General features: G+C 42.7%; 28 protein-coding genes and 1 pseudogene. 11 read left to right on the top strand and 18 right to left on the bottom strand.

Annotation, left to right across the window (positions count from 1 at the left end):
• Window positions 1-59: 59 nt before the first annotated feature.
• Together L1271_RS18210 and katG are read left to right on the top strand one after the other, a co-directional pair.
• Window positions 60-833, top strand: coding sequence for a class I SAM-dependent methyltransferase (locus tag L1271_RS18210; protein ID WP_174169631.1), 774 nt, complete (start codon window positions 60-62; stop codon window positions 831-833).
• 330 nt (window positions 834-1,163) lie between these two features.
• Window positions 1,164-3,386 (top strand): catalase/peroxidase HPI, encoded by a 2,223-nt coding sequence (gene katG / locus L1271_RS18205; RefSeq protein ID WP_235368462.1) that lies wholly within the window; start codon window positions 1,164-1,166, stop codon window positions 3,384-3,386.
• A gap of 290 nt (window positions 3,387-3,676) precedes the next feature.
• On the opposite strand, the gene L1271_RS18200 is transcribed toward katG, so the two are convergent.
• Window positions 3,677-4,789, bottom strand: a complete 1,113-nt coding sequence (locus L1271_RS18200; RefSeq protein ID WP_235368461.1) for a VarG family subclass B1-like metallo-beta-lactamase — start codon at window positions 4,787-4,789, stop codon at window positions 3,677-3,679.
• Window positions 4,790-4,900: 111 nt separating this feature from the next.
• Between L1271_RS18200 and L1271_RS18195 the strand changes: the two genes are divergently transcribed.
• The gene (locus L1271_RS18195) at window positions 4,901-5,833 is read left to right on the top strand and encodes a LysR family transcriptional regulator (RefSeq protein WP_102058289.1); all 933 of its coding nucleotides are present in this window, start codon (window positions 4,901-4,903) and stop codon (window positions 5,831-5,833) included.
• A 78-nt stretch (window positions 5,834-5,911) separates the two neighbouring features.
• Here L1271_RS18195 and L1271_RS18190 read toward each other — a convergent pair whose 3' ends face one another.
• From L1271_RS18190 to L1271_RS18170, 5 genes are all read right to left on the bottom strand, one after another.
• Entirely contained in the window at window positions 5,912-6,367 is a 456-nt protein-coding gene (locus L1271_RS18190) for a hypothetical protein (protein ID WP_102058288.1), read from the bottom strand.
• A gap of 111 nt (window positions 6,368-6,478) precedes the next feature.
• On the bottom strand, window positions 6,479-7,327 hold the full coding sequence (locus L1271_RS18185; RefSeq protein WP_102058287.1) for a lipase secretion chaperone: 849 nt from the start codon (window positions 7,325-7,327) through the stop codon (window positions 6,479-6,481).
• Window positions 7,324-8,241, bottom strand: coding sequence for a lipase family alpha/beta hydrolase (locus tag L1271_RS18180; protein ID WP_102058286.1), 918 nt, complete (start codon window positions 8,239-8,241; stop codon window positions 7,324-7,326). Before L1271_RS18180 ends, L1271_RS18185 begins: the two co-directional genes overlap by 4 nt.
• A 242-nt stretch (window positions 8,242-8,483) precedes the next feature.
• Window positions 8,484-9,446 (bottom strand): LNS2 domain-containing protein, encoded by a 963-nt coding sequence (locus L1271_RS18175; protein ID WP_102058285.1) that lies wholly within the window; start codon window positions 9,444-9,446, stop codon window positions 8,484-8,486.
• Window positions 9,447-9,603: 157 nt separating this feature from the next.
• On the bottom strand, window positions 9,604-10,635 hold the full coding sequence (locus tag L1271_RS18170) for an NAD(P)H-dependent flavin oxidoreductase (protein WP_227388054.1): 1,032 nt from the start codon (window positions 10,633-10,635) through the stop codon (window positions 9,604-9,606).
• A 166-nt stretch (window positions 10,636-10,801) separates the two neighbouring features.
• On the opposite strand from L1271_RS18170, the pseudogene L1271_RS18165 reads away from it, so the two are divergent.
• Together L1271_RS18165 and L1271_RS18160 are read left to right on the top strand one after the other, a co-directional pair.
• Window positions 10,802-11,242 (top strand): annotated as a pseudogene (locus L1271_RS18165) (GNAT family N-acetyltransferase).
• 87 nt (window positions 11,243-11,329) lie between these two features.
• The gene (locus L1271_RS18160) at window positions 11,330-11,845 is read left to right on the top strand and encodes a hypothetical protein (protein WP_010603889.1); all 516 of its coding nucleotides are present in this window, start codon (window positions 11,330-11,332) and stop codon (window positions 11,843-11,845) included.
• Window positions 11,846-11,948: 103 nt separating this feature from the next.
• On the opposite strand, the gene L1271_RS18155 is transcribed toward L1271_RS18160, so the two are convergent.
• The 10 genes from L1271_RS18155 to L1271_RS18110 all read right to left on the bottom strand — a co-directional run bounded on the left by L1271_RS18155 (window position 11,949) and on the right by L1271_RS18110 (window position 16,249).
• Window positions 11,949-12,155 (bottom strand): EF-hand domain-containing protein, encoded by a 207-nt coding sequence (locus L1271_RS18155; protein ID WP_010375685.1) that lies wholly within the window; start codon window positions 12,153-12,155, stop codon window positions 11,949-11,951.
• Between the two features lie 9 nt (window positions 12,156-12,164).
• Window positions 12,165-12,386 (bottom strand): crotonobetainyl-CoA--carnitine CoA-transferase, encoded by a 222-nt coding sequence (locus L1271_RS18150; protein WP_010375684.1) that lies wholly within the window; start codon window positions 12,384-12,386, stop codon window positions 12,165-12,167.
• Between the two features lie 49 nt (window positions 12,387-12,435).
• On the bottom strand, window positions 12,436-12,657 hold the full coding sequence (locus L1271_RS18145) for an EF-hand domain-containing protein (protein ID WP_010375683.1): 222 nt from the start codon (window positions 12,655-12,657) through the stop codon (window positions 12,436-12,438).
• 50 nt (window positions 12,658-12,707) lie between these two features.
• Complete coding sequence (locus L1271_RS18140; RefSeq protein ID WP_017218753.1) at window positions 12,708-12,929, bottom strand: calmodulin; 222 nt, start codon at window positions 12,927-12,929, stop codon at window positions 12,708-12,710.
• 68 nt (window positions 12,930-12,997) lie between these two features.
• A complete protein-coding gene (locus L1271_RS18135) occupies window positions 12,998-13,219 on the bottom strand; it encodes an EF-hand domain-containing protein (protein ID WP_010603891.1) in 222 nt (73 codons plus the stop codon).
• 73 nt (window positions 13,220-13,292) lie between these two features.
• Entirely contained in the window at window positions 13,293-13,514 is a 222-nt protein-coding gene (locus tag L1271_RS18130; protein WP_010603892.1) for an EF-hand domain-containing protein, read from the bottom strand.
• Between the two features lie 59 nt (window positions 13,515-13,573).
• Window positions 13,574-13,795 (bottom strand): calmodulin, encoded by a 222-nt coding sequence (locus L1271_RS18125; protein WP_010375679.1) that lies wholly within the window; start codon window positions 13,793-13,795, stop codon window positions 13,574-13,576.
• Window positions 13,796-14,368: 573 nt separating this feature from the next.
• The gene (locus L1271_RS18120) at window positions 14,369-14,740 is read right to left on the bottom strand and encodes a hypothetical protein (RefSeq protein WP_235368460.1); all 372 of its coding nucleotides are present in this window, start codon (window positions 14,738-14,740) and stop codon (window positions 14,369-14,371) included.
• Entirely contained in the window at window positions 14,730-15,191 is a 462-nt protein-coding gene (locus tag L1271_RS18115; RefSeq protein WP_235368459.1) for a GNAT family N-acetyltransferase, read from the bottom strand. Before L1271_RS18115 ends, L1271_RS18120 begins: the two co-directional genes overlap by 11 nt.
• Before the next feature lie 131 nt (window positions 15,192-15,322).
• Entirely contained in the window at window positions 15,323-16,249 is a 927-nt protein-coding gene (locus L1271_RS18110; protein ID WP_102058280.1) for a hypothetical protein, read from the bottom strand.
• Between the two features lie 179 nt (window positions 16,250-16,428).
• On the opposite strand from L1271_RS18110, the gene L1271_RS18105 reads away from it, so the two are divergent.
• Window positions 16,429-17,241 (top strand): hypothetical protein, encoded by an 813-nt coding sequence (locus L1271_RS18105; RefSeq protein WP_102058279.1) that lies wholly within the window; start codon window positions 16,429-16,431, stop codon window positions 17,239-17,241.
• Between the two features lie 70 nt (window positions 17,242-17,311).
• Here the strand turns inward: L1271_RS18105 and L1271_RS18100 are convergent, their stop codons facing one another.
• Entirely contained in the window at window positions 17,312-18,037 is a 726-nt protein-coding gene (locus tag L1271_RS18100; protein ID WP_010375669.1) for a YebC/PmpR family DNA-binding transcriptional regulator, read from the bottom strand.
• Between the two features lie 197 nt (window positions 18,038-18,234).
• On the opposite strand from L1271_RS18100, the gene L1271_RS18095 reads away from it, so the two are divergent.
• The 5 genes from L1271_RS18095 (at window position 18,235) to L1271_RS18075 (ending at window position 23,299) form a co-directional block, all read left to right on the top strand.
• Window positions 18,235-20,979 (top strand): methyl-accepting chemotaxis protein, encoded by a 2,745-nt coding sequence (locus L1271_RS18095; protein WP_235368458.1) that lies wholly within the window; start codon window positions 18,235-18,237, stop codon window positions 20,977-20,979.
• 162 nt (window positions 20,980-21,141) lie between these two features.
• Window positions 21,142-21,582, top strand: coding sequence for a GNAT family N-acetyltransferase (locus tag L1271_RS18090; RefSeq protein WP_102058278.1), 441 nt, complete (start codon window positions 21,142-21,144; stop codon window positions 21,580-21,582).
• A 426-nt stretch (window positions 21,583-22,008) separates the two neighbouring features.
• The gene (locus tag L1271_RS18085; RefSeq protein ID WP_010603899.1) at window positions 22,009-22,416 is read left to right on the top strand and encodes a hypothetical protein; all 408 of its coding nucleotides are present in this window, start codon (window positions 22,009-22,011) and stop codon (window positions 22,414-22,416) included.
• 46 nt (window positions 22,417-22,462) lie between these two features.
• A complete protein-coding gene (locus L1271_RS18080) occupies window positions 22,463-22,879 on the top strand; it encodes a hypothetical protein (protein WP_235368457.1) in 417 nt (138 codons plus the stop codon).
• Window positions 22,880-22,891: 12 nt separating this feature from the next.
• Entirely contained in the window at window positions 22,892-23,299 is a 408-nt protein-coding gene (locus L1271_RS18075; RefSeq protein WP_157782766.1) for a hypothetical protein, read from the top strand.
• A 47-nt stretch (window positions 23,300-23,346) separates the two neighbouring features.
• On the opposite strand, the gene L1271_RS18070 is transcribed toward L1271_RS18075, so the two are convergent.
• On the bottom strand, window positions 23,347-24,105 hold the full coding sequence (locus L1271_RS18070; RefSeq protein WP_102058277.1) for a phytanoyl-CoA dioxygenase family protein: 759 nt from the start codon (window positions 24,103-24,105) through the stop codon (window positions 23,347-23,349).
• Window positions 24,106-24,319: the final 214 nt, after the last annotated feature.

The raw sequence follows: 24,319 nt of genomic DNA, 5'->3' as shown, positions 1-24,319 counted from the left end.
TACTAATTTATCTAACTTGTTTATTGTTAAAGAAAATCCACAAAAATAGGGAATTCAATATGGATTATGTCTCTCTCAATCGTGCGGCATGGGAAGAACGAGCCAAGGCACATTTTGACTCTGAGTTTTATGACGTCAATCGCTTTTTACAAGGTACCTCTTCACTCAATCCCATAGAATGTGAGCTACTTGGTAATGTATCAGGCAAGAGTCTGCTTCACCTACAATGTCACTTCGGCTTAGATAGCCTGTCATTCGCAAGGCTGGGGGCTAAGGTAACAGGTGTCGACTTTTCGACAGAAGCCATTACCCGAGCAAATACATTGGCTCAGCAAACTGGGCTTGATGCCAGTTTTATCTGTCAGGATATCGCGCAATTTGGGCTTGAGAATACCACACAATTCGACATTGTCTTTGCATCCTATGGCACCATCTGCTGGTTGCAAGATTTATCTCAGTGGGCTGCCACTATTGCCCGTGCATTGAAGCCCGGCGGTCAGTTTTGTTTCGTGGAGTTTCACCCAAGCATTGACCTTCATTTGGGTTACCCTTATTTCCCACAAACTCAGCCTGATATTAGCGAAGAATCAACCTATACCGAAAACCACCAAGATAGCAAACAAACCATTGCGACTTGGCCACACTCAATCGCCGAAGTGATGCAGTCCTTAATGCAAGCTGGTCTTACAATTACCCACTTCGATGAGCACCCTTTTAGTCCATATAACTGCTTTGAAGGTTTAGAGGCAGTGTCTGGACAAGGCTTTCAGTTATTGAGTAAAGGGCATCAAGTTCCATTGCTATTTTCAATATTGGCGAATAAAGCGGAGTAGGACTCATTACTCCGCCGTATATTTTTTCATACCCAATACAATTACGAGACTATTAAGCACTATCTTTGTGCACCTAGCTAGCTACCAAAATTCAATATGATCTTACAAGCTTTCTGTTTTAAGCCAATTATTGCAAAAGACTAAATTAAAGTTTTACTTCAAAAATATTCTTGCTATAGAAAATAAATATAACACTTTGATAAGTTAGATTTTTTATCGATTTATTTTTCCGAACATACCAATTTGTTTTTCTGGATTTTCTCTTTTTAATTTGTGAACTAAAGTTTAACACGCAGTTTGAGACACACTTTAATTACGAGGGAAAACCCCATGAATAGAAAATCTAGAACGATGTTGTCTGCCGTAGCGCTCGCAGTAACAACAACGCTATCAGCCCCGAGCTTTGCTGCAATGAGCGAAGCGAAAACCAACCAATTTTGGTGGCCAGAACAACTAAACCTAAGCCCATTAAGACAACACAGCCCAGAATCCAACCCTTATGGCGCAAGCTTTGACTATGCCGCTGAATTTAGCAAACTAGATCTTAAGCAAGTCAAAAAAGACATTGAGCAAACACTCACTGATTCGCAAGACTGGTGGCCTGCCGACTGGGGTCATTATGGTCCCTTTATGATCCGTATGGCATGGCATAGCGCTGGGGTCTATCGTGTACACGATGGCCGTGGTGGCTCGGCAGGTGGCCAACAACGTTTCGATCCGTTAAACAGCTGGCCTGATAACGCGAACTTAGACAAAGCAAGACGATTATTGTGGCCGATTAAACAAAAATACGGCCGTAGCCTATCGTGGGCAGACTTAATGGTCTTAGCGGGCAACGTTGCGCTTGAGTCAATGGGCTTTAAGACCTTTGGTTTCGCCGGTGGCCGTCAAGACGATTGGGAACCTGATTTAGTTTATTGGGGGCCAGAAGATGCTTTCTTAAAAGACGAGCGTCGTGACAAAAAAGGTAAACTAAAGGGCCCATTGGCAGCAGTTGAAATGGGACTTATTTATGTCAACCCTGAAGGCCCACACGGTAAACCAGACCCATTACTTGCCGCAAAAGATATTCGCATGTCATTTGGTCGCATGGCCATGAACGACGAAGAAGTGGTCGCACTTATCGCGGGTGGTCACACCTTTGGTAAAGCACATGGCGCGAAAAAGCCGTCTGATTGTGTGGGTAAAGAACCAGCCGCAGCAGAGATTGAAGCACAAGGCCTAGGTTGGAAAAATAAATGCGGCACGGGTAAAGGTGCAGACACCACAACAAGCGGTTTAGAAGGGGCTTGGACGGTCACACCAACTCAATGGTCAACCAATTATCTCGACAACCTAATGAACTTCAACTGGGTAATGACAAAAAGCCCAGCAGGTGCGACCCAATGGATCCCTGACAACAAAGCTGCGGCAAACCTAGTGCCAGACGCCCACATTGAAGGTAAACGCCATGCACCAATAATGTTCACCACGGATTTAGCATTAAAATTTGACCCTGAATATCGTAAGGTCATTGAACGCTTCCGCAAAGATCCAAAGCAATATGAGTTGGCGTTCGCGAAGGCTTGGTTCAAATTGACCCACCGTGATATGGGTCCAAGAGCCCGTTATGTGGGTTCAGAAGTACCAAGCGAAGTACTGACTTGGCAAGATCCAATTCCAAAAGCGGATTACAAGATGATTGATAACAAGGACATCAGCGCACTGAAAAAATCAATCTTGAACTCAGGTCTAACAAAGCAAGAACTGATCAGAACGGCATGGTCGGCAGCATCTAGCCACCGTGTTACTGATATGCGTGGTGGTGCAAACGGTGGCCGTTTACGCCTCGAGCCTCAGGTAAGTTGGGAGGTAAACAACCCTGACGAAGTAAACAAAGTGCTAGCTACATTGACGGACATTCAAACCCGCTTTAATAAGCGCGCTGGCAAAAAAGCAGTCTCTATTGCCGACTTGATTGTATTAGGTGGTTCTGCAGCAGTTGAAAAAGCCGCAAACGACGCAGGTTACAAAGTAAATGTAGCGTTTAAACCGGGCCGTACCGATGCCTCACAAGCACAAACGGACGTCTTATCATTTAGCTATCTGGAGCCAAAGGCAGACGCGTTCCGTAACTATTACAGTGATGAAGCGTTTATGTCACCAACTGAAATGTTAGTAGACAAAGCCAATATGCTGGACTTATCTGTACCTGAAATGACGGTACTATTAGGCGGCCTACGTAGCTTAGACGCAAACTACAAAGGCGCAGAGCACGGTGTATTTACTGACAAACCAGGTCAGTTGAGCAACGACTTCTTTGTTAACCTGCTAGATATGTCGACTAAATGGTCAAAGGTAGAGGGGCAAGAAGGCTTATACGAAGGCCGTGACCGTAAAACTGGAGAGATAAAATGGACGGCAACACCGGTTGATTTAATCTTTGGTTCTAACTCTGAGCTTCGCGCAATTACCGAAGTCTATGCATCGGACGATGCCAAACAGAAGTTTGTAGACGATTTTATCGCCGCTTGGGTGAAGGTAATGCAACTAGACCGCTTTGACTTAAAATAAACCAATTAAGTAGAGCAAACAGGGCCTGATTTAGGCCCTGTTTTTTATTCGTGCTGCACATCTACTAAGGTCAAAATATAGCTAACATGCGTTTTCGCACCACATGCCCGCAGTGTTTTCACCAGACAATTTGTAAATTAGTTTCAGGTACTAGAGACCCTCGTGTAGACAAATATGGTTGATAATTTATCTGACTGGCCATGGGTAGTTGGCTTTATGTAATAGGTAGAGAGCCAGTTCTTCAATTTAGTTGATGCACAAAAAATCGGCGCTTAGCGCGCCGAGTGAACTTAATGATCAATCATATCAGCCAAAATGATGGCTGCGTGGGTTTCCACCGCACCTGAATCGAAACCATACATGTGCCCATATTTGTTCGCTAGCTCGGAATGCACATTATTGATGATCTCTTCTTGCCAGCGTTTGAACCAAATGAAGTGGTTGTCGTCACTAAAAACTGGGGTGTAGGGCGCAACTTCTAATTGTTTACCGACTTCCGTTCTAACATCAGCAATGTATTCCAGCAGATCTTTTACGTCCTTTTTTGAACCTATATTGCCATGACCGCCATTAATAAAGTTCCAGTGCTTACTGAGCGGTTTCCTCAGAAGATTTTGTAGATCCACTTCGTAACCATGGAAATCTTCCGCTCCCGCAAAATTGTAAAACGGCAGCTGATCAGGGTTAATCATGTCAGCGAAATGCAGCACGCGATCGCTTGGAATTAGAATCATCGTGTTATCCGGTGTGTGACCAGAACCTTCTGGTGCCATCATCTTCAGCCTTATTGAGCCAAATTTGACCGTTCTAGCTCTTTTCAAATCGTACACTTCATTTGGTGCAGGAACTTTAGGGGTTCTCACACCGTTTTCGTTCAATTCAGCGTGAAGGTTGATCTTGTCAGCAACGGTTTGACTCGCGATAACACGGACACGCCCCACCCTTGGGTAATTTTTCTTAATTAAGTCAATAAGTTGATTACCTCCACCTACATGATCTAGGTGATAATGAGAGTACATAATAGCAGTGATCGGCTTATTGGTGATGGATTGAATACCTCGAAACAGCGCATCAATACGACCATCACCAAGAGGGTCAATCAGCAACACCGAGTCTTTGGACACCACAACGGTAGCGTTGTAGTAATTTACTCCGATCCAGTAGGTGTTTTTACCCAATTTCTGTACAGTGAATTTACTGTCATCAAACTGGCGTTCATAAAGGTTATTGATTTTTTGGCCGATTTTTAGCGAGTGCTTTGCTGATGGTTCAACTTCGAGTTGAGCCGTTTCACCAGGGAATAAAATCGCGTGTTGGTTATTATGGTCATGGCCTATCGCACTGACATTAAAAGTAAACACTGCAGCAGCAATAGGGGTTAAAGCTAGGGTGGGTAGTTTCATTTTTCTCTCCTCAATAAGATGAAAAAAAGATAAAACAAAAACAAACATATCAAAAATGCATGTTTGTTATAGTATGTAGATCATTTACGCATAATTTTATACGGTGATGGCATGGGTGTACCTGAGTTGAATCTACGCAGTATTGACTTAAATCTGTTAACGATCTTAGAGAAGGTGTTGATCCACAAGCATATTAGTCAAGCCGCTCATGCATTAAACATGAGCCAGCCAGCAGTGAGCCGAGCCCTGATGCGCTTGCGAAAGCAATTTGGTGATCCATTGTTGGTAAAGGTGAAAAATGAGTACCGTTTAACTGCAAAAGGCGAGCGCCTTCGTAGCGAACTGGAGCTATCACTCACTACTATTCGTCATATGTTGGTGGATGATGAGTTTGACCCTCTGCAATACTCGGGCGTGTTCACTATAGGGGCGCTGGATTTCGAAATGATGATGATTGTGCCGAAATTGTTGGCGCGCTTTCAACAGCGTGCTCCAAATTTGAAATTACAAATTGTGTCTTACAACTCGTTTATACCGCTTCATGACTACTTGGAAAAGGTGGCGGATTTATTATTGTACTCCACAGATGAGACACCCACCAACGTATTTAAACAACGCTTATTTAATGACAATTATGCCATAGTAATGTGTTGTCAGCATAAATGGGCTCATCAGCCTATGACGTTAGCGCGCTATTGCCAGAGCCGACATCTCATCGTTTCTGGTAATGGCTTGTGCAAAACGGATATGGATCATGAGCTAAAAAGGTTGGATGCTCAGCGAGAAGTAGTGGCATCTTTACCACATTTTTCGATGGTGCCGGAGTTATTGATTAACACGGATCTGATTGCCACTTTACCAAAGCGTCTGGTCACTCATTTAAGTAGACGTTATGACATCACGGTAGCCGATTTACCGTTCCACACTGCCGATTTTCAAGTTGAACAATTTTGGCATCTCATTCATCACAATAGCCCAATCCACCAGTGGGTGAGGCAGGAAATAAAAAGCTTGGTGGATGAAGAAATCGGTGAAACGGCGTGAGGCGACTTGATTGAATCGCCTCTTCACTCGATCTCTCAACTGAGCGTTATCTTTATCGATAGCCCTGTTATTAAGCGGCTAAACAGCGCCTCGCGCAGCTAGACATCCAGAGTTATTTTTAGGCAATGCTACAAAGCAAAGCCGAGATGCGAACTTATCCGTCACCACATCGCTTTGTGCTTTATCGCTACTGTTATAGAGGTGCAAGTGATTATTTTCGACAAAATAAAGTCCCAATTGGTTTAATCGTGCCGCCCACCGAAACCCCGATGCTAAATCACACTTTATATAAACACTTAACTCTCGATATTGCATTTGCTGATCACCGCCCCACAGCAACTGATAAGGCACATTTGCGCGCTGTAAAGCCCCTTGCCAAAATCGTGATAAGCGCTGATTTTTATCTTCACAAAGTACCTTTCCATGTGGATTCCAAAGGCTCAAGATAGCGCCCCGTGTATCAAAGCGGGTTGGCCGTAACGGTTGAAAATATACTTGTAAATAAAGCTGCCACAGGTTTGGTTCAATTTTCATGTTTTACTGCTTGTTTGATTGTATTGACCAGTTATCAAAATGGGCTCATGGCTGCTGGTTCGGCTGCTCCATGTAACCGGCCTATACATCTTATCAATAACTAAAAAATTATCACTTAACCAATACAGCAACTCGCTTTTGCTCGTTCTCCGTGAAGGTTTGTTTGAGTAGTAACTCGACTCTTTCTTTTGCGATTTGGCTATCACCAAGCTCGGCTAGAATATTTTGCTTTTGCAGCATAAAGCTTTGTAGTTTTTGCTGCCAATGCTGTTGTTGCTTCTGGACTTCAAGTATACGAGTTGCGGCTTTATCGCCATATTCAGCACTTAGTTCGTTATAGTGTTTTTGCTGCCAGTTTGCGTTTAGGGTGTGTAACTGGGCTGAGGTTTGAAATAACACTTGTTCACGCTTTGGAAGCCCACTGATATGCGTCTCAATTAATTGCTGCTTTTGCGATTCAGATATAGATGCGTCTGACAAAATTTGCCAGCGACTCAAAGCTTGCGTATCCCACGCATTAGCATCTTCAAACCAAACTGCTATCACTTCATCCGTAAAAAATTGCCGCTGCAGTGCGTGTAGCAGCTCAACACGTTCTAGTAGATTAAGATGCGTATCCACATCAATTAAGGCCTGCTTAAATTGCACGTAGAGACCTGCAACTTCGTGAAGGCATTGTGGTAATAATTCCAGATAAGCTTGCCACTGCTCGGCTTGGTTATGGTTTTGTAGCTCAAAAAGCCAATCGTCGATTTGATGCTTATGCTGTTTATTAATGGTCTCACAATGTACGCTTACAGATGCACTCCTTGTGGGTTGTGGGACCTTATGCGCATCATTTTTCAGCTCAGATAACTCCGCGAACCGGGGAACATGACGCGGCGTCTCTTGCTGTTCACTCTCGATATAAACCAGCGACAGCATAGTCAAAATGATTAGCAAAAGGCCCCACTTTTTCATAGCGCCAAACCTTTTAAGCGGCGAATATGCTGGCGATAAACGGTTAATGGGTCTGTTTCGAACAAGTGATGAATACCAATGGTGTGGTTTACCTGATCTAAATGGTTCATTTTGAATTGGTTATTGATCACCTGACCTAAATTACTAGAACAAGCTGATACTAGGCCGTCGTTGGCCTCATCAAAAACTTGAGAGAACAGTGCAAGTACGTTGTCAGCGGGGTCAAATACGTTGGTCCATGCTTTGCTGCCACTCCATGAAAAATAATGCACGCCATTGCTCGCTAGACTTTGCGTTTCGCCACAATAATGACTTGGCACACCCTCTGGGTATTTTTGGTTAAATGCTAATGTGCCAGCCGTGGTCAAAGCACCTAGTGCTTCGAGTGCGTCTTTTGGTGCGGTGGCTTTACCAGATAGCAAATCAATTAACCCCGCAAGGCCGTTAGCAAGCGACGCTAAAAACTGCTCCGAAAATGAACCATTGTCTACTCCACCGCGAACAACATCAGCAAAACGGCTACCCCAGTTTACGCCACCAATACTAGTCGCTGAGGCCACCCACTCAGGTTTAACTGAGGCAACGTAGCGAATAGTTTGCGCGCCTTGGCTGTGACCAATTAAATTAACTTTGTCTTTACCCGTTAATGCTCGAACCAACGCAACTTGCTCTAGTAGTTGCTCACCACGCAATTCTGAATTATGGGCTGATGATACTTCTGCAACATAAACCTGCCCTCCTTCATCATGGATCACTTGTGGTACGCGATAAAAATAATCTACTCCGAGCAGATTATCAAAACCAAACAGACCGTGAACTAATACCACGGGATACTCTAATTCCTCACCGCTGTGGGCGGGAGAGGTAACGATCGATAGCAACCCAAGCAGGGCGCTGAGAATTAACCTTTTCATGTACTTGCTCCAATTATTACAATTTAGTAACAAATAAACTTTAGATTACAATGGTCAGAGGTCAAGCCAGAATAGTGTTAAAAATGAAATTTTGATGAATGTTACGTAAACAAAAGTAAATAATGGGAGTGTAAGTTAGTACCTAGGCCCAGAGGTTAGCACGCACAGGGTACCCCCAAAAGAAGCCAAAATACGGCTCCTTTTGCGAATTTCTAAAAATTAGATTCAATCGAGGATAAGGTCTACAAGCAGTCAGCATAAGGATAAGTTGTGAGCTCACCTAAATGCACTTGGTAACTATTGCCGGTAATAGCTGTGGTACCGTAATACCCGGCATCAGAACCAATAGTAAACGCCTCTGAAGCTGGGATCCCGGCTTTGATAAAGGCTTCAGCATCTGTTTTGGCATTACCATAAGCACGAACGACATCAATGCCCTGCGCCTTTAAGCGATTAATCTCCGCAGTTTTATATTCTGCTGTTTTAAACAAACTGGTTTCATTACTGAGTGATGTGCGTAGAAAGCCTTGCGGTAAGCCCATCCAATTTAACCAACCGCGCGTCCCTTTAGCATACCAATACACTCTGGCTGTCAAAAATACGGGTTGATAGCCCAAATCAAGATAGTGACGAACTAAATCATAAGCGCCATCTTTGGGGTCGGCATGATCTATTCCGGTATAGTCGCCAATTTGCTCGGCATCGGATTCGGTCAATGTGCCATCGATGTCAAACAGGACCGCTTGAGTGCCTGGCTCAACAACCGTGACATAACCTTGTGCACCGGTGCCATCAGCTGGTACGCCTGCATATATACGATACTGACCTGCCGATAACTCGGGCAAGGTGATAAACGCCTTGCCATCGCCATTGGTTGTTTGCTCACCAAGATACTGCCAATTTGTGTCCGACTCAGCACGGTAGTAAAACTCCACCGACTCGAATTCCAAGTCTTTATGAGTGATGCTACCGTAGTCAAATTTAGCAGTGATCTGAGTTGCAGCACCGGCAGCAGTTACTTGATCGTGTACCATATGGTAACTCGGCAGCCAAGATAAGTATTTGTTAAATGAGCTAGAAAAGCTACGCTTGACCATATTAGGTGCTACATAATGGGTTTCTAATGCGGTAATACTTGGGCAAGTAGGGGTTGCCAGTGATGAAAAAGAGGCAAATAACGCTGCGGTTAAAATAGAATGTCTCATGCACGACTCCGTGTTTATTATTGTCATAACGAATACGTCACCCAAGCAAATAATCGACTTACGTAGGTAACAAAGAGCAAGGCACAACAGAGTTGGCCTTGTCATAAAACGCTAGAGCATAAACTCGAAATGTGTCAAATTTGTTAACTTAAATATTTTATTTAACATTCCATAGATGTTCTACCATCTCTTGTGTACTGACTTCCATACAACCTTGGCGGTTAACGCCTGCCCAAAGGGGGCTAAAATCGCCGCATCCTTGCTTTTCAGCAGCAGCGCGCAATGGCGTCAAAGCAGCTGATGCATATGGAAAAGTCGGTACGTCTTCGTTAATGAAGTTAAGATCTATCATTAGCCGATTTTCAATCCCACGGGCAGGGCGACCAGAAAACACATTGGTCACGGCAGACGGCTCAGCCAGTGATTTAAGTGCATCACGATGTACCAAAGAGGTGCTTGCTTCATCACACAGTAAGAAGCAGGTGCCGATTTGTGTTCCACAGGCACCCAATTCGTGCATCATAGTAACATCATGATGAGAAGCAATCCCCCCGGCAGCCACTACAGGCACAGATAGCGCATCACTAAGGATAGTTACTAATTGTCGAGTATGCAGTTGAGACTCAAGTTTTGTCTCGGTGAAGGTTGCCCTATGCCCACCCGCTTCAATCCCTTGCGCTATCACAATGTCTGCACCATTTTCAGCTAACCATATTCCCTCTTCCAAGGTCGTTGCGGAAGACAAAATAGTCGTCCCCCACGATTTTACGAGCTCGACCAGTTCAGTATCAGGAAGCCCAAAATGAAAACTGATCACGGGAGGTTTATAAGGCGCAATGGCCTCAGCCATTTCCCTATCAAATGGGCGTCTTAAGATCCCCATTTCATCAGTAGGTGTTAACTCAAGCTCATCGTAATATGAAGCCAGCTTTTTCTTCCACTTGTCTTGCTGATAAGGGTCAGGCTCCGGCATCTCATGGCAAAAAAAGTTAAGGTTATATGGGCCTGAAGCATATGCTTTAAAATGCTCAATTTCTACAACGACCTGCTCTTTACTCAGCATCCCACAAGGGATTGAGCCGAGTATTCCGGCATTGGTCGCTGCGACCGCTAAGCGCCAATTTTGCACACCTGCCATTGGCGCTTGGATCATAGGAATGGAGATATTAAGTAATCTGGTAAGCTGCATCACAAGGTCCTTGTTTTAGGCAAAACGACATAAAGCCGAAGGTGCTTTCCAGTGTGGGGAAGAAGCGCTTAACGGTCAATGATTGTGCGGCTAATAAAGCAAACTTTCTCTTGCCAAAACAACCATATTTGAAATAGTGTTTCTATAACAATACAAGGACGCCGTGATGAATATCTCTCTAAGAGCCATTGATAAACAAAACTACGAAGCCATTTGCGATTTAGATGTCAGCCCTGAGCAGCAAGATTTGGTAGCCTGCAACATGTTTTCCATCGTGGAATCAAATAATGATGGCTATACCACACGCGCAATTTATCAAGATGATGAAGCTGTTGGGATGCTAATGTGGGTACAAGAGAGTATAGAGCGCATCTCCATTTGGCGCTTTATGGTTGATCAGCAATTTCAGCAATAAGGGATTGGGCGTAAAGCACTCACCCTCGCACTCGAAGAAATCAAGCAGACACCAAACCTTGCCACCATAGAAATCTGTTATGTACCAAGTAACCCCGTTGCCAAACCATTTTACGCAAGTTTTGGCTTTCAAGAAATTGGAATCAATGAAGACGATGGTGAGATGCTAGCGGTGATCAAGCTACCTCTATAATAAGTTGTAATTTATGGTAATTTGCGCAAATGAAACATTAGGTTAAACTCACTTAAAAATGTAAGTTGGCCAATTAAAGGAATTACCATGCACGAGCATACTAAACGCATTTGTGATTTTCTCACCGAAATCCAGCTACCTTTTCGATTTCATGAAGTCGAGGAAAATACGTTTTTACCGGGTCTAAAAACGGTAATGGGCACGCTCTATATTGATAATGAGAAATTGCGATATCCAGGTGATATATTGCACGAAGCTGGCCATATCGCCGTATGCGAGCCAATATTCCGCGGCCAACTTCATGAAGATGTGTATAAAAATGGCCTAAAAAATGGCCGAGAGAAACAAGCCATGCAAGGCGAAGAAATGGCCGCCATTGCTTGGTCGGTTGCTGCCATCCAATATATTGGATTGCCTCTAGAGGTCGTATTACATAAGGATGGCTATAAAGGCGCTAGCGCTAGCTTCGTAATTGCTTTTAAGGAAGGAAACGGATTCGGCTACCCATTACTCAGTGCGTGGGATATGACTTGCCCAAAGCAAGGCTTTCCTAAAATGCAGAAATGGATCCGCGAGCTTCGTTGGATCAATGAATTAAGTTAATCTATTCCCTATCTACATCTTAAGCTGTCTAGTAGCTCGAAATAAAAAAGCCCGACCACAAAGTCGAGCTTGGGGAGGCGTGGCGCTTTGGATTGCCACTTGCTTACTGATTAAATTCTTTCTCAGACAGTTTGCCATCTCCGTCGCTGTCGAGCTTATCAAAGATTGAAGCAAGAGATTCTGACAGTGACGCTTCACTTTTAGAAATAAAACCATCTTTGTCTAAGTCAAAATCGTTAAATTCTGCTGCCATTGCTGAGCCGGCAAAAAGTACTGTGGCGGCTGTAATTGCTGTTGCTAACTTTTTCATTGTGACCTCCTAGCCTTTAAAGTTAGAGAATTCAGAAGCACTTAGCTGACCATTTTTGTCTGCATCTAGCTTCTCGAACTGACCAAGTAGTGTTGATGATACTGATGCTTCTTGCTGGCTGATCTGCCCGTCTTTATCCTTGTCTACATCTTGAAATGACAAGGTTGCTGCCAGGGCCATCGTACTCACCAATACACCTATGGTCGTTGCACATACCGTTCTAAGTTTCATAGCCATTCTCCTCACTATGCCCGTCTCTCATTGCGGCTCTAGTCGCAAATTAACCTTTAAAGTTAGAGAACTCAGTTTCGTTTAGTTCTCCGTCAGCGTTTACATCTAAGTCTTTAAACTGTTCGATAAGCGCTGTATTTACTTTTGCTTCGCTCATGCTAATAGCACCGTTGCCATCTGTGTCATAGCTTGCGAAATCTTCACCAGCAATAGTATTTGCTGAAGCCAATGTTAGACCTGTGATTGATAGTGCGATAAGTACATTTTTCATCATTCTGCTCCTAAAATTTCCTAAATATGATTTGCTTTTGGACGGCTTGATTAGCCTTGGTAATTTGCGAATTCAGACTCGCTTAACTCACCGTCGGCATTACTGTCTAGTTGCGTAAATTGCTCTGCAAGGGACTGATTTACTTTTGCCTCAGTCATGCTGATAGTGCCGTTACCGTCAGTATCATATTTAGTGAAATCTTCACCAGCTAATGCAGAAGCTGAAGCGAATGTTAAACCTGCAATTGAAAGTGCTGCTAATACGTTTTTCATGATAGTCCAATCCTTCTGTCGTTTTCGTAATGGTGTTAAAGGCAGTGGGCGCTACGCCCACCTAGCGATTAACCTTCGTAGTTCGCGTACTCAGATTTGCTTAGCTCACCATCGGCATTAGTGTCTAAGTCTGCAAACTGCTCAGTTAACGAAGTGCTTACGCTTGCTTCAGTTACACTGATTGAACCGTTGCCATCAGTATCTAGTTTTTCAAAATCGCCACCAGCGAGTGCTGATGCTGAAACCATTGATAGACCTGCGATAGATAGTGCTGCTAGTACGTTTTTCATAATCTAATCCTTCAATTGTGTTATTTTTTGAGTCAGGCACGTGGCCTAACCCATTGTTAAACTCAGTGCTAAATTAGCCTTCGTAATTTGCGTATTCAGACTTACTTAGCTCACCATCTGCGTTAGTGTCTAGATCTGCAAACTGCTCAGTTAATGAAGCGCTCACACTTGCTTCTGCTACACTGATTGAACCGTTGCCATCAGTATCCAATTTTTCAAAATCGCCACCAGCTAGTGCTGATGCTGAAACCATTGATAAACCTGCGATTGATAGTGCTGCTAATACGTTTTTCATAATCTTTTCCTTAAATTGGGGTATATTTTAAACTCTGCTATTATATCGTCGGCTTGTGACTAGCCTTCAAAGTTATCAAACTCAGACTGGCTTAATTGGCCGTCTTGGTCGGCGTCAAGGTCTTTAAACTGCGCCATCAAATTTGGATTTGCTTTTGATTCGCCTAGTGAGATGTAACCATCTCCATCAACATCGTATTTATCAAACTCAGAGTTTGCGTGAGCACCTACTGATGCGAAAGAAAGTACAGCTGCTGATAGTGCGATTGCTAAAGTTTTCATAATCAGTTCCTCTCATATTTCTAAACTTGTCGTTTCTGCTTCTCTACGTTGGTTTGTGTTGAAGCGAATGTTTTTTGCTTTCGAGATAACTATTCCAACTTTGATGCCAAAGTTTAAAAGTGATTAAGAATCAATAGGTTAAAATTAAATGGAGATTTTCATTAAGGATGGATTCAGTGAGATTGTTGCCATTTAGCAACAGGTGACTTTGAGATAAAATAAAAAAATATTTATTTTCAATAAGTTAAGGTGTCGCATAAAAGCAACACCATAAAAAATTAGGATGTAAGTGCAGCCCAAAGCGGTTAAGTTTCATGCGACAATCATTCACATTCGGTATTGAGCAGAGTCGCCAGAAAAAATTTTTATAAAAATATCGAAAATTTTTCCTTATAGTTTCTAAGAAACCAGAAAACAAACAAAACAACTTAAAAATCAATAGATTAAAACTAAAACCCATCTTAAAGCAATTGCTATAAAAGTGACGGAGTGAGCAGGAAACTGACGAAAAACAGAAGTATTTTAAAAAAGTAGCAGAGAAAAAAGAGAGGTGTTGCTAAAAAGCAACATCCGCTAGATTGGTGTTAGATTACGAAGCGGTACCCAACCTTGCAGCTCTGACTTTTTACTTGAGCACCACACCCAACCATTGAGTTGGTTATGACCCAACAAGTGTTCACCTTGAACTACCGATAGTTCCTGAGCGGTATAGTCCATTAATGCAACACCTTGTTTGGGGTTGACTAAGCAAAGCACTTGAGCAGGTACCCAACCAGACACTTGCTCCTCAGTTTCACAGAAAAACCTATTGTCCCACCCCTCTTCGCCTTCATATTCTTCACCAACGATCAATCTCGCACCTTGTTTAAACGTGATGGGGGTCGGAAACTCATTGATATGTTCCTTGATTACTTCGTATTCGATATCTAACTGCTTATTTTCCAAGTTTTAACTCCATATAGACAGACAGCGGATCCGATTTGTGATCACCGAATTCTTTTCTTTCGATAAAACCAAACTGCGCATATAACCTGAGGGCTTCTGGTTGCTTAACTCCGGTTTCTAACCGTATCAGTGGATATTGACGATTATCTGCAAAAGCGATTAACTCGGACAAGATTGCTTTTGATAAACCAAGACCGCGATGATTTGGCTTTACATACAGTCTTTTCAACTCACCATAGAGACAATCATGATGCTTTTCGACGATTGCGCCGCAAGCAATGATCTCGTCATGCTGGATAATGCCAATAAAATGCGCAGTAGGTGAGCATAACTCTTGCAATGCCGATAGCTGGTTGCTTTCAGCAGGGTATAGCGAATTCATCAGCGCATCGATTTCTGCTATTAATGTATCAAGCGATGGAAAACTCGCATCAAGTGCAACGATTTGCATTTATCATTCCTTGATTTTCGGTATTAATTAACTAGAGTCGAGGATTAAGCTGAACACCCAAGTGCAACTATTACTAAAAGTACTAAAGTTTGGTAAAGCTCAGCTTCTCACTCAGTTAGCCTTAATGTACGTCAGCCATTAGACTGGCGCTTTAGCTCTTCTAGCATACGCTCATCGCCCATCAAGTTTTTGAGGATGGCTTTAACCTTAGGATCCGATGCATTTTCGTAGAGAGACAGCAAATCTTGTGCGATCCTTTGCTGCTGCTTTGGGTCGGCGCCTGATTGAAAGTACTGTGACATCAACCCTTCTGCTGCGAGACTTTTCACGTAATCATTAGGCTCTTGCTCTAGCATTTTCACGAATGACTGTGACAAACGCTCATCAACGATAGGTGTACGCGACACGAGCTCAAGCGCCTGTAGCCTCAACTTTTCATCACTCATGTTATGCGTCATATTGAGGATAGATTCTACTGCTTGATAATCATATTGCTCTAATTCATTGCGATTTAGCATAAACATGTTCATTTGCAGCTGACTCATTGCCGCTAAACGTTCTGCCGCCGGCAAACTGTTATTTAGAATTTTCTGTTTTAAATCGTTGCTGATTTGACTTGCGTACTCAGGATCAGTTTTGATCCGCATTTCGTAGTCTTCGGGTAAGTCTTCATAAAAGCCATAAATGGGGTTTTCTGCTTTCATCTCGTCGATTTTCTGCTGTTCACGCTTTTCAATCAAAGAGAAGATTAAAGACTCAAACTCATCCGGCGCCTGCTCAGAGAGTAAATCTGACTTTTCCATCGACAACGCCTGTAACCTCGTTTCAAGTTTATTGATCCGAGCCATTAACTGAGCAATTTGTTCAGACTCGTCAGTTGAAATCTGAGTGCCCTGTGTATACTGAGTTGCATTATAGTGAGGCTGTTGAGTAGGACTCTGATACACGTGCGTTGCCACAGGAGAGGTTGCTAATTTGGTTTGAATGACATTAAACCCAGAAAAAGCCAATGCAAGAACTGAGCATGAAAGCGCTATATTGAGTTTAAGATTAGACATGAACGAGTTACCCTTATAAAAAGTAGCAATGTAATAGATCTGCAAGACAAATACTGTAAATGATTGTACTGTAAATTGATACAGCAAGAGGCAATTACGCGGATAATTATTACACTTTGCTTAAGGTGGCAGAAACGAGCCCCCAAACAGCTTGCCATGATTGCCAACAAGGAATGACCGTGAATAATATACTGCAAACCGTCCACTATAAACCTATCACATTGCTTTTACTTGGCATTGCAACGGTTACGTCATTGCTTGGCAGCAGCCCACTTTGGCAAAGTCACCAAGCCTTATTTCAATGGATTTTACCATCAGCCGCACTACTTCTTGTGCTGCGATTAGGGTGGCATGTTCGCCAAACAAGCTTGGCTGCTAGTCCCAGTACTTTACATAAAGACATAAAACTCTGTTGGATAGCCCTGCTCTTATGTACTTGCGGAGATATCGTCAACTTCAATTTCTTTGAGCTTTATCATCGCCAAGATCAAACCATAAGGCATGACTACTTGATCGACTCCATTTGGTTTTTTGCCCTTGGCTATGGGCTTTTACTTGGACTGCTTATTCGATTTTTACGACGAGAATTTGCATTAACATTAGCAACCGCGACCGTATTGGTTGTGGTGTCTATTACGCTATCGTCGCTTAGCTATAAAATGATGTACCTACCCACGATAAGCCAATACTCCCTGCTGTTGAGCGCAAGTTATAGCTTATTAGTGACCTTGCTCGGCGTATTTGGCTTTTGGCTTATTATTCAAAACGTTAAATTCAACGAAAAAGCCAACTTCGCAGTTGCCAGCGGCTTTATCCTAGCCATGCTAGCGGATGCTATTATCGGTCAATTTTGGCTGTTCGCAAACCAAGGGGATGGCTACTTTCCCATTGCAAGGCACATTAATTGGGTCATCTATATTGGCTCGCAAACGCTACTATTATTGTTTCCTGTCGCCATGATAAAAACTAATGTTGCGAGGTGTAAAGCATAGGCAATAAAAAGGCCGAACGATGTCGGCCTTAACTATTTGCGCAATGTGCCGCGCTATATCGATAAGCGGCTTATCTTTTGACAATCGCATTGTGGTAAACGTTTTGTACGTCATCCACATCTTCAAGCATATTGATTAGCTTTTCGAATGTCTCGATTGCTTCTGGATCTTCGATTTCTACGTGAGTTTGCGGCACCCAAGTGATTTCGTCTACCTCAAACGTGATCCCCTCAAACGCTTCTGTCAGTGCAGTTTTCGCTTTGAAGTATTCAGTGTGAGGGGCGAAAACAGAAACTTGGCCGTCTTCAACTTCTACGTCAGTAACATCAACATCAGCCATCATTAGCGCTTCCAAAACTGACTCGTCGTCATCACCTGCAAATCCTAAGATTGCAAAGTGGTCAAACATATGCGCCACACAACCTGGGTTACCTAAGTTTGAACCAGTTTTGGTAAACGGTAAGCGAACATCTTTGATAGTACGGTTCATGTTGTCTGTTAAACAGTCAACGATGATCATGCTGTTGCCTGGACCGTAACCCTCGTAACGCGCTGGCGTGTAATCTTCACCTGCACCGCCTGCCGCTTTTTCGATTGCTTTATCAATAACGTGTGCAGGAACTTGATCTTTCTTTGCCTTGTCGATTAAACGACGTAGTGACAAGTTCGTTTCAGGATCTGCGCCGCCATTTTTAGCAACAACGTAAATCTCTTTTCCGTATTTTGAGTTTACTTTTGTTTTTGCCGCCGCCGTTTTTGCCATGGCGTTTTTGCGGACTTCAAATGCTCTGCCCATCTTAATGCTCGTTTTTATAAAAATTGGCGAAGATTTTACCAAGACATTTGAGTTACGGCTATACCCTTATTATCCGTGATGGTAATTTGCTTTAAGTCACACGATTATATGCTTGTTTTGCGGCTATTTTGTGGCGGACCTAAGCAACTTTACTATAGTTAATATTGTTAAAATTTACCGCTACGGGTGGCTTATATATGATTACGTTTGGCTTGGGAAAAGCAAAAAAGCAAGATGGACAAGATACAGCGCTATTTCAACACTTTAAGGCAACAACCCCTTACTTGGAAGTCGATTCTCAAACAGATATTTTTCAGGTAAGTTCGGCCTTTAACCGTTTACTCGGATACCCAGTTAGCCACGAGCTGAAGTCACTCGCTTTTATATGTCACACCTCAACCGATGCCGCCGTACTTAAGCGTGGACTCGCTAAACTTGAGCACCAAGCACATGCAAAGGTTGAGCTCTCTCTCAATACAGCGAATGACAACAAACCGAAGAAGTTATTACTTGAGCTGTCACGCACTCAAGAAGGCAGAATTTTAGTTATTGCGAATGACATCGGTCATTACCTCACCAACATTGCCAACATGAGTGCAAATTTACAAGCTTTATCAGCGTCCTTTGCGATTATTGAGTTCGACATGCACGGTAAAGTGCTGAGCGCGAATGACAACTTTTTGTCCGTTATGGGATACAGCTTAGAAGAAATACAAGACAAGCATCACAGTCTGTTTGTTAAGGATGACTACGCAGCCAGTGAGGAATATCAAGCATTTTGGCAACGCTTAAATAATGGCGAATTTTTTGAAGGTGAATTCGCAAGGCAAACAAAATCGGGTAAAACGATATGGATCCAAGCCACTTATAATCCAATTTTTGATGAACACAATAGACCTATTAAAGTCGTAAAATATGCCTCAGATATCACCGCACAAAAATCAAAAGCCGCTGACTTTCAAGGGCAAGTTGATGCCATCAAACAAACTCAAGCCGTTATTGAGTTTGACCCTTACGGCAACGTAAAGACTGCAAACAGGCTATTTTTAAATGCGGTTGGCTACACATTAAGTGAAATACAAGGTCAACACCATCGACTCTTTGTGGCACAAGAAGAAGCTGAGAGCAGCGAATATCAAGACTTTTGGCACGCTTTACGACAAGGTAAACATCAATCAGGTGAGTTTAAACGTCTAACCAAATCAGGAAACACTCTATGGATCCAAGCAACCTATACTCCCATCTATGACGAAAATGGCCAGTTGGACAAAATCGTCAAATATGCCTCCGATATTACTCAAGCAAAACTGGCGTCTTTCGACTTTGCCGGACAACTCAAAGCCATCAATCGCTCGCAAGCTGTTATCGAGTTTGATTTGCAAGGTAATATTTTAAAAGCAAATGAAAACTTCCTGTCTGTTATGGGCTACAAGAAAGAAGAAATCATTGGCAAGCATCACAGCATGTTCGTCGACAGCTTTTACGCGCAAAGCAGTGAATACAAAGCATTCTGGCAGCGTTTAAAACAGGGCCAATTTGAAGCCGGAGAGTTTCACCGTTTCGGCAAAGGTGGCAAAGCAATCTGGATTAGTGCCACCTACAACCCAATTTTAGACGAGCAAGGCAAGCCGATAAAAGTCGTTAAGTTCGCAACGGACATTACCGAGCAAAAGGCCACTGCTGCTGATTTTGATGGTCAGCTTCAAGCCATTCGTAAGTCACAAGCCGTCATTGAGTTTGCAATGGATGGTACTATTTTATGGGCCAATGAGTCATTCCTAGATACGATGGGGTACTCACTTGACGAAATCAAAGGTAAACATCACCGTATTTTTGCTACACACGAACAGGCCACTAGCTCTGAATACCAGCAATTTTGGCAAAAGCTCAACCGAGGTGAGTTCGACTCAGGACAATACTTAAGATTGGCAAAACAAGGTCGAGAGGTATGGATCCAAGCGTCTTATAACCCTATCCTCGATCAACAAGGCCGTCCCTTTAAAGTCGTTAAATATGCAACGGATATCACAGAACAAAAACAAGCGGTTGAACATATTAAAAATGCTATCTTGGCAATGGAGCAAGGCGATTTAAGACATAGGATCACCCACCACTTAGGTGGCGAGTTTTCGGTGCTGCAACAAGCGATGAACGGCTTATTCGATAAATTAAGCGACTTAGTCAACACCATAAACAATGGTGCAGAGCAAGTGTTTGATGTGGCTAAACAAATCGCGAATAACAACGAAGAACTCAATAGCCGCATTGAAAATCAAGCGGCGAGCTTAGAAGAAACCGCCGCAACTATGGAAGAGCTTACCGCTACGGTTAAAAAGAATGCGAGTAGCGCAAGTAATGCCGCAGAGAAAGCGACTATTGTTAGAGAAAAAGCACACTCAGGTAAAGCATCGATTGATGATGCCATTTCAGCAGTAGGTAAAATCGAATCTTACAGCACGAAAATCTCTGACATTATCAGTGTCATTGACGAAATCGCTTTCCAAACCAACCTCTTAGCACTCAATGCTTCCGTTGAAGCAGCCCGGGCTGGTGAGGCTGGACGCGGATTTGCCGTGGTTGCCGGAGAGGTAAGAAACCTTGCTCAACGTAGTGCATCAGCGGCACGTGAAATCAAAGCATTGATCAAAAATAGCGTTGATGCTGTGGCGCAAGGCAGCAAACTTGTATACGAGTCTGGCACGACTTTCGATGAGCTAATGCAATCAATTGCCGAGGTGAGCAAAATGGTGGCTGACATAGATAACGCTGGGAAAGAGCAAGCTGAAGGGATAGCTGCGGTTTCCACCACCATCGCGCAAATGGATAATATTACTCAGCAGAACGTTACTCTGGTTGAAACAACATCTCGTTCAGGTAGAAATATGGAAAATCAAGCCAAACTACTTACCGATCAAGTTGCATTTTTTCAACTAGATGAATAGTTAAGGGCGCACTATCTACACAACCACATACAAGTAATTTATCTGAATATACCCGTTGTACCCTTCATGCATCGGGTATGTTATGCTCGTCCCGCTGGTTAGTCCTCCTTTTGTTTATCGCTTTACCCATTTGGACTGTTTTATTAGACAAAAGGAAAAATGATGATAAGTCCAGTTACACCAAGCGATCACCAAGAACTACTGGCTGTTTGGGAAGACTCTGTGCGAGCCACTCATGATTTTATCACTGAGGCGGATATCGCTTATTTTAAACCTATTATTATTGAACAGGCATTTCCAAACGTTACGCTGCACTGTGTAAAAAATAGCGACTCGAATATTGTCGGTTTTATCGGTGTACATGACCGAAAAATCGAAATGTTATTTGTACTCGATAAGAGCAGAGGACAAGGTGTCGGTACTGAGTTACTTCGCTTTGCGCTTGAAACACAAAATGTGCAGTTCGTCGATGTCAATGAGCAAAACCCCGAAGCCGTCGGCTTTTATGAAGCTAAAGGTTTTGAAGTGTATGAGCGCTCACCAACTGACGATATGGGAAAGCCTTACCCAATCCTACGAATGCGACTTCTAACGTCAGCTTAATTCAAATATGGGCCTACGCAACGGGCCCATAATTTATCTTTGTCTAGCCAGAGCACTTAGAAAACGCCTAGCATACTGATATTTAAATCAGAGAAATCGATACAATCACATTACATACAGTAAACGAGCAGTTGAAAGTAAACGCACTAAAGCTGTTTGCTTGGCAAGTATTAGTAACCCGAGCTAATCACTTTCATTAAGGCCATCTCTTGATCGTTAAAAAACTTTGACCATTTACAATCATTTACTATTTAAATAAGAAGCACAATAAAATTTATCTCCATCTTTAAACTGGCTATTTTTCAATCTAAAGTCCCGCTTTTCAGTACAAAAACCAACCCAATCAAATTTATGTAATTAAAGTTAAATTGACAATCGCACACAAAATAAAATAAATGTAACAAAACAAAAACAAGGAGAGAAAAAATGATAAAACAGTTATTACTTACTTCCGCTCTATTCGGATTAGCAATTTGTTCGACTAATGCACTAGCAGATCAAGTGCTGTGCGCTGTAAGCCCTACTAGCACCCCTCAGGAAATGAAACCCGATTTTTGTGGGAGCCAAAGAGTAACATCCTCGAGACCCTACGTAAGCTTTCAATTTGAACCATCCAAACCTGTAGAGCATGTGACGTGGCGTTTCAGCACACCATTATCTGGTAGATGGGACTGTGGTCCAAGCACTGAGTGTGTTTTTTATGATGATGGGCTCGACAGCTCACCTTTGAGAGATGCAACAGCGTGTGTCACCAGAGTACTTTACAAAGATGGCACATGGAAAAGTATGAACGAATGCGCAACTGCGATTTATAACTTAGGTTCTAGGTTCTAGAGCTCATCACAAACCAATAATAATTTGAATTATAAGGAATATAAAAATGAAAAAAACGATAATTTCAAGCACACTACTTTTACTCGCTACAACTACCTACTCACAGCAAGCTGAAGCAGCACACGTTGAGTGCCTGATCGGTGGAACTAGTACACAACAGTTTTTTGAACCCGACTTCTGTTCAGCGATGGCTAACACAGACCGTCCCTCCGTTGCATTTAGATTCATCGCAGACAAAGATGTTGCAGATGTGGTTTGGTCATATAGTGCATCCGCTACAGGGAGCTGGAACTGTGGTAGCAGTACATACTGTAGCTTCCGCGATAATGGCAGACAAAATAACGATTTGTTCTACAATGCTTCGGCCTGTGTAACAAAAGTACTTTATAAAGATGGGACGTGGGAAAATACAAACTATTGCGCTAATGGGCATTACTCAAAGCAGTCAAGCAATCCATTCTAAGGGGTTATGCGTATGAAATTTTCAATATCAGCCTTGGTATTTCTCACGACTTCTGTCTTTTCAGGCCACGCCTCAAGCTCAGAAAGTGTACAATGTGTAATTAGCCCTACGAGTACCCCACAAGAGTGGCAAGATATGTGTGTAACTCATGATGTTATGTCACCAAAGCCTACTGTAAGCTTCCGTTTTCAATCGACAAAACCGATTGAGCAGGTTAGATGGAACTACAGTGCGTCCGCTACAGGCGTTTGGGATTGTGGTACAACACAATACTGTCAGTTTAAAGATAACGGTAGAGACTCGAGTAGTTTCAGAGATGCTAGAGCTTGCGTAACCCGAGTTTTATACAAAGATGGAACTTGGAAAGACACTAACGAATGCGCACAAGCTTTGTATGGAACTGGAAATCGTTCTAGATAGTGTCAATGGATAAAAATGAAGCTTTGCATTCATATAAAGCTTCATTTTTATTTACCAAACTCAGAAAATAAATTGGGGTAATCTACTTCAGCAAGCTGCATACTATTTGGCAGGCAATCATTTCTCATAAAAGTCATTAGTTCTGGGTGCTTCTCACATAGCAACACATCCAATGCTAAACGATTTTTTCCATACACACCTCGATGTATCATATTGGCTGAAAATACAAGAAGATCTCCGGCCTTTAGCGCTATAACCTCACTGTTAGGTAGATTGTTATGGTTTCGATACCCTGCCTGTTCTAACCTGACATTTAGCTCTTGAGGTAAGTCCCAACGTTTATGAGTACCCGGGATCAGCTCTATTCCTGGTTCATCTTCCAATGCTAACCGAAAATGAACAACTTCAGGCCCCAACAACAATGCTTGTTTTTGCTCCTCAATGGTTAAATGATATTGAGGATCTCGATGCCAATAATTTAGTTGGCTTGCATTCACGGGATTAAAGAATAGTTGAGTATTCATAAACCCAAACTCACGCGTGAATATCGTTGACGCGAGCTTAAAGAGTGAAGCAGAGGCAATAAATTTAAAAAGGACAAGCCTTTGCTGTTCGTCTAGATACTTTGGTGCGGTAAGATAAGCAGAATTGACTGCCTTATTTTGATAAAAGTCACTATTATCATTCTGCCAGGCTCGATGGAATGCTAAAACAACCTGCTTTATCTTATTAAGCTCAGTGGAGGATATAAACTTGGGTTTTAGAACGTAACCACACTCATCAAAATTATGAACCGACTTTCCCATCACTTATCGACCTCTGACATTGCAGAAAACTCTCCGATAACTAAACCAATTTCATTTTGCCTCATATCGTACTCTTCCATTTATGGAGCGTGTTTAACCTGAGGTTTGGATTACCAACATCATATATCATGGGGTTTATCTGGTGATATAAACAAGGTAATGTTGTTGCAAGAGTCATGAAACAATTGGCTTCAACCTTAGAGCATATAGTTTT

The sequence above is a fragment of the Pseudoalteromonas sp. OF5H-5 genome (assembly GCF_021530695.1).
GTDB lineage: Bacteria > Pseudomonadota > Gammaproteobacteria > Enterobacterales > Alteromonadaceae > Pseudoalteromonas.
The sequence above is the reverse complement of the archived record's forward strand: the minus strand, read 5'-3'. Positions and strand labels throughout refer to the sequence as shown.